The following is a 374-nucleotide window of genomic DNA, read 5'->3' as shown; positions in this document are numbered from 1 at the left end:
CCGTCCAAGGCAGCAACATTACTGCGGGCGACACCATCCGCCTCGATTCCGCGCGCGACATCCGGCTGCTCTCCGCCCAAGACAGCCAACATCAGGACGGCAAAAACCGCAATGCCGGCGTACAAGTCGGCGTCGGGGTTTCCGTTGGTGCCCAAACCGGCGTCTATATCTATGCCGAAGCCGCCTACGGCAAAGGCAAAAACCGTTCGGACAGCCAAACCCATCAAAACACCCTGCTGCAATCCGACAAACTGCAGCTCAGCAGCAAGGGCAATACCGTGCTCAACGGTGCCCAAGCCCATGCCAAACGCATCGACGCCGATGTCGGCGGCACCCTTTATATCGAAAGCCCGCAGGACACTGTCGAACAGGAA

The 374-nt window shown here is 59.4% G+C and carries 1 protein-coding gene; it reads left to right on the top strand.

What is annotated here, in order from left to right:
* On the top strand, positions 1 to 374 hold a 374-nt coding region (locus MB824_RS08525), incomplete at both ends, for a hemagglutinin repeat-containing protein (protein ID WP_238748035.1).

The sequence above is a fragment of the Kingella pumchi genome, from assembly GCF_022288825.1.
GTDB classification, from domain to species: domain Bacteria; phylum Pseudomonadota; class Gammaproteobacteria; order Burkholderiales; family Neisseriaceae; genus Kingella_D; species Kingella_D pumchi.
The sequence above is the reverse complement of the archived record's forward strand: the minus strand, read 5'-3'. Positions and strand labels throughout refer to the sequence as shown.